The organism is Micrococcus lylae NBRC 15355 (assembly GCF_001570885.1).
GTDB lineage: Bacteria > Actinomycetota > Actinomycetes > Actinomycetales > Micrococcaceae > Micrococcus > Micrococcus lylae.
The window spans coordinates 108,656-115,585 of sequence record NZ_BCSN01000002.1 but is presented as its reverse complement, the minus strand read 5'-3'; the positions used below and the strand labels follow the sequence as shown (position 1 = coordinate 115,585).

Here is a 6,930-nt window from a genome sequence, read left to right as displayed (position 1 = left end):
CGTTATCGCTCGCAAAATGGGAACCGCCCACCCCGCATCACCCGCCCCCGCCCGACAGGCCGCCGGCCGCGCACCCAGGGTGCGCGGCCGGCGTCGTGCTTCACGAGCGGGAACCCGACGCTTTCCCGAACGAAAGCGCGCGGGAACCCGACGCTTTCCCGAACGAAAGCGCGCCGGAACCCAACGTTCTCCCGAACGAAAGCGTCCCGGTCCCTCCCATGTCGCTAGCGAAAACGCCGCGTCTCAGCCGTCGATGCGCTCCGTCGCGCCGAGCGCCGTGAGCACGAACGCGTACTCCCACGCGGTGTCCTTCCAGCCCTGGTAGCGGCCGGAGGCGCCGCCGTGGCCGCCGTCCATCTCGGTGCGCAGCAGGATCGGGGAGCCGCCCTCGGCCAGCGGCGTCGACTGGTCGTTCGTCACGGTGCGGCGCAGCTGCGCCACCCACTTGGCCGGCTCCACGTAGAGCACGCGGGTGTCGTTGAGGCTGGTGACCGCGGCGATCGCCGGGTAGTCCACCTCGCGCACGTTCTGATACGGCGTGTAGGCCTTCATGTACTCGTAGACGGTCTGGTCCTCGATCGGGTTGCCCCACTCCTCCCACTCCAGGGCGGACAGCGGCAGGTCCGGGTCAAGGATGGAGGTCAGGGCGTCCACGAACGGCACCACGGCCAGGCAGGCGCGGTACAGCTCCGGAGCCAGGTTGACCACGGCGCCCATGAGCAGGCCGCCGGCCGAGCCGCCGTGGCAGGCGATGCGCGCCGGGTCCACCCAGCCGGAGTCCACCATGTGCCGGGTGGCGTCCACGAAGTCCGTGAACGACTTCGCCTTGGCCAGCTTCTTGCCGTCCTCGTACCAGCCGCGGCCGAGCTCGCCGCCGCCGCGCACGTGCGCCACCACGTAGACGACGCCGCGGTCCAGCAGGGACAGCCGGGCCACGCCGAGCACCGGGTCCATGGACATCTCGTAGGAACCGTAGCCGTAGACCAGGCACGGGTTCGTCCCGTCCTGGACCAGGTCCTTCCGACGGATCACCGAGAGCGGGATCTGCACCGGCTGGCCGTCCGGGCCGGGCTCGGAGGAGGTCGCCCACTGGCGCTCCACCACGTAGTCCTCAGGGTCATGCCCGGGGACCTCGACCTCGCGGCGCAGGTGCACCTCGCCGGTCTCGGCCTCCACGTCCAGCACACGGGCCGGGGTGATCCAGGAGGTGTAGGCCAGGCGCAGGAACGGGGACTCCCAGGATGCCCAGGTCAGGTGGCAGGCGTAGAGCTCCTCGTCGAACTCCGGCTCGGTGAACGCCATCCCGACGACGGCACCCGCCTCCGCCTCGCCCCTCGCCTCCGCCTCGCCCGCCTCGGCGGCGGCGATCGGGGCCAGGTCGGCCAGGGCGCCGATCAGCACGCGCGGGGTGGTCTCGCGGCGGGCGGAGACGGCGATGTGGGTGGAGGTGACCATGACGCCGTCGACCTTCACCTCGGCCCGGTGCGGCAGCACGGCCCTCCATGCGGTGCGGTCGGCCACCTCGTCCTCGGCGACCAGGGACAGGACCCCGTTGGGGGCGGCGGCGCCGTCGGCGTCCCGGTTGTGCACGATCAGCAGGTGGCGGCGGCCGTCCAGGTCGAACGGCTCCACGGAGGCGAGCATGGCCTCGGTGCGCGGGATGAGCAGGCGCGGAGCCGGCACCTGAACGCCCTCCTCGGCGGGCAGGTCCACCACCCAGGTCTCGGAGACCTCGGAGTTGCCGACGCCGATCAGCAGCTGCGTCCGGTCCGCCACGCCCTCGAACCCGGTCCACATGCCCGGGTCGCCCTCCTCGAAGAGCATGACGTCGTCTGCCGGATCGGTCCCGAGGGTGTGCACCATGACGCGGTACGGCCGCCAGGAGGCGTCCCACTGGGTGTAGAAGACGCGGGTGCCGGTGCGGTCGAAGCGGACGTCGTAGGCGATGTCCTCCACCACGTCGTCCAGCTCCTGGCCGGTGCGCAGGTCGCGGATGCGCAGGGTGAAGCGCTCGTCGCCGGCGTTGTCCACGGCGTAGGCCAGGAGGGTGCCGTCCGGGGAGACGTGCATCCCGCCCAGGGAGAAGAACGGCTTGCCCTCGGCCTCGGCGTTGACGTCCAGCAGGACCTGTTCGCCGTCCAGCCGGACCCCGGGCTCGATGGCCGGCGGCGTCCAGTCCGCCAGCCGGTCCCCGGTGTCCTGGGCGGGCACACGGCACTGCACCGCGTACTGCTTGCCCTCCTCGGTGCGGGCGAAGTACCACCAGCCGTCGCGGCGGACCGGCACGGACTGGTCGGTCTCCACGGTGTGCGCCTTGATCTCGGCGTAGATCGCCTCGCGCAGCGCCTCCTGGTCCGCGGTGACGGCCTCCGTGTAGGCGTTCTCCGCGTTCAGGTGGTCCAGGACCTCCTGCGAGGTCTTCTGACGCATCCACTCGAAGTCGTCGGTGAACGTGTCCCCGTGGTGGGTGCGGGTCACCGGCTTCGTGGCGGCGACGGGCGGGACGGGACGGTCGGAGGGGGCGTCGGCGGCGCCGGAGGGCTGCTGTGTGGTCTCGGTCATGCCTGCCATCGAATCACACCGGCGGTGTGGTGGCACACGTCACCGGATCCAGCGTGTGCCCAGGGGACTCAGACCGCCGGTGGAGTGCCGGGACAGTCCCTGCTCAACCGCGGGCGGCACCGTGGTGGGCTTCGTCGTCGAGCCCGACGACCACCCGAACTGGAACCGATCAGAAGGAGCCTTCAGACCGTGACGATCCCGCACCAGAAGACCGACTCCCGCACCGGCGCCCTGTCCCGCCTGCGCCGCCCGGCCGCCCTGACCGCCGCGTCGGCCGCCGCCGCGGCCGCCCTGGTGGGCTTCGCCGGCCCGGCCCAGGCCGCGGACACCGGCATCCCGGTGCTGGAGGAGATCAAGCAGTGCGAGTCCGGCGGCGACTACACCGCGCACAACCCGACCTCCTCGGCCTCGGGCGCCTACCAGTTCCTGGACATGGTGTGGCAGTCCACGGACGCCGGCGTCGGCTATGCCTCCGCGGACGCCGCCCCGGAGCACGTCCAGGACGCCGCCGCGGTGGAGCTCTACAGCGAGTGGGGCACCTTCCCGTGGCTGCCCTCGGCCCACTGCTGGGGCTGACCCGCCCCGCCGCGGCTGACCCGCCTCACTGGGGTGGACCTGCCTCACCCCAGACGAACGGCCGCCCGCCCTCCGTACGGAGGGCGGGCGGCCGTCGTCGTGCCTGTGTCCCGGGCAGACGCCGGGGGCCTGCGGATCAGCGCGGGGCCATGCGGACGGCGCCGTCGAGGCGGATGACCTCGCCGTTGAGCATGCGGTTCTCGACGATGTGCTTGGCCAGCGCCGCGTACTCCTCCGGGGTGCCCAGGCGGGAGGGGAACGGGATCTGCTCGGCCAGGGAGGCCTGCGCCTTCTCCGGGAGTCCGGCCATCATCGGGGTCCAGAAGATGCCCGGGGCGATGGTCACGACGCGGATGCCGTTGCGGGCGAACTCGCGGGCCAGCGGCAGGGTCATCGCGGCCACGCCGCCCTTGGAGGCCGAGTAGGCGGCCTGGCCGATCTGGCCGTCGAAGGCGGCCACGGACGCGGTGTTGATGATGACGCCGCGCTCGCCGTCCTCGCCCGGCTCGTTCTGCGCCATGGCCTCGGCGGCCAGGCGGATCACGTTGAAGGTGCCGATGAGGTTGATGTTGATGGTGCGCGTGAAGTTCTCCAGCGGCAGCACGCCCTCGCGGCCGAGGGTCTTCTCGGCGGTGGCGATGCCGGCGCAGTTGACCACGCCGGCCAGCGGCGCGCCCTGCTCGGTGGCGACCTTGACGGCGTTCGCCACCTGCTCCTCGTTCGTCACGTCCGTCTCGACCATCACGGCGCCCTCCGGGGCCTGGCCCTTGAGGTCCACGACGACCACCTTCGCGCCCTCGGCCAGCAGGGCCTGGGCGGTGGCGGCGCCGAGGCCCGAGGCGCCTCCGGTGACGATGAACGTGCGGTCCTTGAACTGCATGGATGTCCTCCGTGGTCAGTGGGGGTCGGTGGTTCCGGTCACACTCAGCCTAGCCCGAGGACTCCGCGGAAAACGCCCATGCCGAAGTAGAAGACGAAGGCGAGGGCCACGAGCCACAGCAGCGGGTGGACCTCCTTCGCCCGGCCCTGGCCGGTGCGGATCACGGCGTAGGCGATCATGCCGGCGCCGATGCCGTTGGCGATCGAGTAGGTGAACGGCATGAGGATGAAGGTGAGGAAGGCCGGGAAGGCGGCGCCCCAGTCGTTCCAGTCGATGTCCACAGCCTGGGAGGCCATCATGAAGCCGACCACCACGAGCGCAGGGGCCACGGCCTCGAACGGCACCAGGTGGATCAGCGGGGTGAGGAACATGGCGAGCAGGAACAGCACGCCCGTCACCACGGAGGCGATGCCGGTGCGGGCGCCCTCGCCGATGCCGGTGCCGGACTCCACGAAGATCTGGTTGGCCGAACCCGAGGCGCCGCCGCCTCCGGCCACGGCCAGGGCGTCCACCATGAGCACGCGGTTCAGATCCGGGATGGAGCCGTCCGGATTCACGGTGCCGGCCTCGCGGGCCAGGCCCACCGAGGTGCCCATGGCATCGAAGAACACGGACAGCAGGATGGCGAACACCAGCAGCGCGGCCATGAGCCCGCCGACCTCCTGGAACGCGCCGAACAGGCTGACCTGGCCGAGCAGGGACAGGTCCGGGGCGGTCCACTCCGGCATGGACGGGGCCACCAGGGACCAGCCGGTGGGGTTGGCGTTGCCGGCGTCGTCCACGGACGGGCCGATGTGGAAGACGGCCTCCAGGACGTTGGCCAGCACGGTGGCGGCCACGATGCCGATGAGGATGGCGCCGCGCACCTTCCGGATCACCAGGACTGCGGTCAGCGCCAGGCCCACGATGAACACGAGGACCGGCCAGCCCTCGAGCTCGCCGCCGGTGCCCAGGCCGACGGGGACGGTGGTGCCGGCGGCGTCCGGGAGGCGGCGCACGAAGCCGGCGTTGACCAGGCCGATCAGGGCGATGAACAGGCCGATGCCCACCACGATGCCCGTCTTCAAAGCCGGCGGCACCGCGTCGAACACCGCACGGCGGAATCCGGTGGCCACGAGCACGGCCATGATCAGGCCGGCGAGCACCACCAGGCCCATGATGGACGGCCAGGTCAGGCCCGGCGTGGTGGCGATCGTGATGGACAGGAACGCGTTGATGCCCAGGCCCGCGGCGAGCGCGAACGGGTGCCGTGCCCACAGGCCCATGACGATGGTGAAGATGCCGGCCGCCAGTGCGGTGACAGCGGCGACGCGGGGGATGCCGAGCTCGCCGCCGGCCGAATCCGTCCCGGACAGCACGAGCGGGTTCAGCACGATGATGTAGCTCATCGCCAGGAAGGTGGCGAGGCCGCCGCGGAACTCCTGCCCGAGGGTGGAGCCGCGCTCGGTGAGGCGGAAGTAGCGGTCGAGGGCGCCGCGGCCGGAGGCGGTTCCGGCGGGGGCTGCGGAGGAGGGCATGCGAGGCATGGGCCCATCGTAGTGAGGCGCGTGGACGTGCCTGCGAGCCGTGACGCCGCGGGGAGTAGGCTCGCCCCTTGATGACTTCCCGGCACCACGACGACGGCTCCGCCCCCTCCCCGCGCGGCGGCCCCCTGGCGGGGGCCTTCCAGATCTACGCGCCCTCCACCGTCTATGCGATCGGCCTGGGTGCGATGATGCCGGCGGTGGCCACGGCGGCCCTCGACTTCGGTGCGGCGCCCGCGTTGGCGGCCGCGGTGGTGGTGCTGATCGGCGTCGGCGGCCTGCTGATGAACGGCCCGGCCGCGCTGCTGGTCTCCCGGGTGGGGGAGCGGCGGACGATCATCGCGTCCGCGTTCCTCGGTGCCGCCGCCGCGCTGCTGGCCTGGGGGACCACGTCCCGCTGGCACGAGGCGGCCGGCCTGCCCCAGCAGTGGGGTCTGCCGCTGCTGCTGGCGGGGGTGTTCATGGTCGGGGCGGCCGGCTCCGGGTTCAACCTGGCCCGGCAGTCCTATCTGGCGGCCGCGGTCCCGGTGACGCACCGGGCGCGGGCGATGTCCCTGCTCGGCGGCACCATCCGCATCGGCACCCTCGTGGGCCCCTTCCTCGGCGCCGGCCTGCAGTCCTGGATGGGCCTGCCCGGCGCGTTCGCGGCCGCCGCCGTGGCCATGGCCGTGGGCGTGGGCATGAGCTTCTTCATCGAGGAGCTCGAGGAGGAGCAGGCCCTGGACACCCAGGGCATCCCGCTGCCGGCCGAGACCCTGCGGCACATGGCCGCCACGCACGTGAAGCTGCTGTCCACCGTGGGCCTGTGCGTGATGACGCTGTCCGCCACCCGCGTCTGCCGTGCCGCGGTGGTGCCGCTGTGGGCGGCGCACCTGGGGATCGACCCGGCCACCACGTCCCTGATCTTCGGCCTCTCCGCCCTTGTGGACGTGCTCATGTTCTACCCGTCCGGCTGGCTCATGGACCGCTTCGGGCGCCGTGCCGTGGCCGTGCCCTGCCTGGGCGTGATGGCCGTGGGCTTCGCGCTGATCCCGCTGAGCGACTCGTTCGTCACCCTGCTCTGCGCCTCGCTGCTGGTCGGCCTGGGCAACGGCTTCGGCTCCGGCATCGTCATGACCCTCGGCGCCGACTACTCGCCGGCCCACGGCCGGGCGCAGTTCCTGGGCATCTGGCGCATCGTCTCGGACACCGGCATGGTCACCGGTCCGCTGCTGCTGTCCGCGGTGACCGGCGTGGTCGGCCTGGCCGGCGGCATCCTCGCGCTCGCCGGGCTGGCGGCGGCCGGGTCGGTCGGCTTCCGGGTGCTGCTGCCGGGCGGCCCCGGGTCGGTGTACCGTCCGCAGGGCGGCACGGAGTCCCGACGGCGGGCGTGACGTGCCACACTGACGC

At 72.3% G+C, this 6,930-nt stretch carries 5 protein-coding genes; 2 read left to right on the top strand and 3 right to left on the bottom strand.

All coding sequences use genetic code 11. The features are described from left to right. Positions 1-243 precede the first annotated feature (243 nt). A complete protein-coding gene (locus tag MLY01S_RS01360) occupies positions 244-2,562 on the bottom strand; it encodes a S9 family peptidase (RefSeq protein WP_067188574.1) in 2,319 nt (772 codons plus the stop codon). A gap of 189 nt (positions 2,563-2,751) precedes the next feature. Between MLY01S_RS01360 and MLY01S_RS01355 the strand changes: the two genes are divergently transcribed. Then, positions 2,752-3,138 (top strand): transglycosylase family protein, encoded by a 387-nt coding sequence (locus MLY01S_RS01355; protein ID WP_067188572.1) that lies wholly within the window; start codon positions 2,752-2,754, stop codon positions 3,136-3,138. 136 nt (positions 3,139-3,274) lie between these two features. Here the strand turns inward: MLY01S_RS01355 and MLY01S_RS01350 are convergent, their stop codons facing one another. Both MLY01S_RS01350 and MLY01S_RS01345 read right to left on the bottom strand, forming a co-directional pair. After that, positions 3,275-4,018 carry a 3-hydroxyacyl-CoA dehydrogenase gene (locus MLY01S_RS01350; RefSeq protein ID WP_067188570.1) on the bottom strand — a complete coding sequence of 248 codons (744 nt, stop codon included), beginning with the start codon at positions 4,016-4,018 and terminating at the stop codon, positions 3,275-3,277. Between the two features lie 44 nt (positions 4,019-4,062). Next, the gene (locus MLY01S_RS01345; protein ID WP_067188569.1) at positions 4,063-5,535 is read right to left on the bottom strand and encodes an NCS2 family permease; all 1,473 of its coding nucleotides are present in this window, start codon (positions 5,533-5,535) and stop codon (positions 4,063-4,065) included. An 80-nt stretch (positions 5,536-5,615) separates the two neighbouring features. On the opposite strand from MLY01S_RS01345, the gene MLY01S_RS01340 reads away from it, so the two are divergent. After that, positions 5,616-6,914: an MFS transporter gene (locus MLY01S_RS01340; RefSeq protein ID WP_067188567.1), complete on the top strand. Its 1,299-nt coding sequence runs from the start codon at positions 5,616-5,618 to the stop codon at positions 6,912-6,914. The last annotated feature ends 16 nt before the right edge of the window (positions 6,915-6,930 follow it).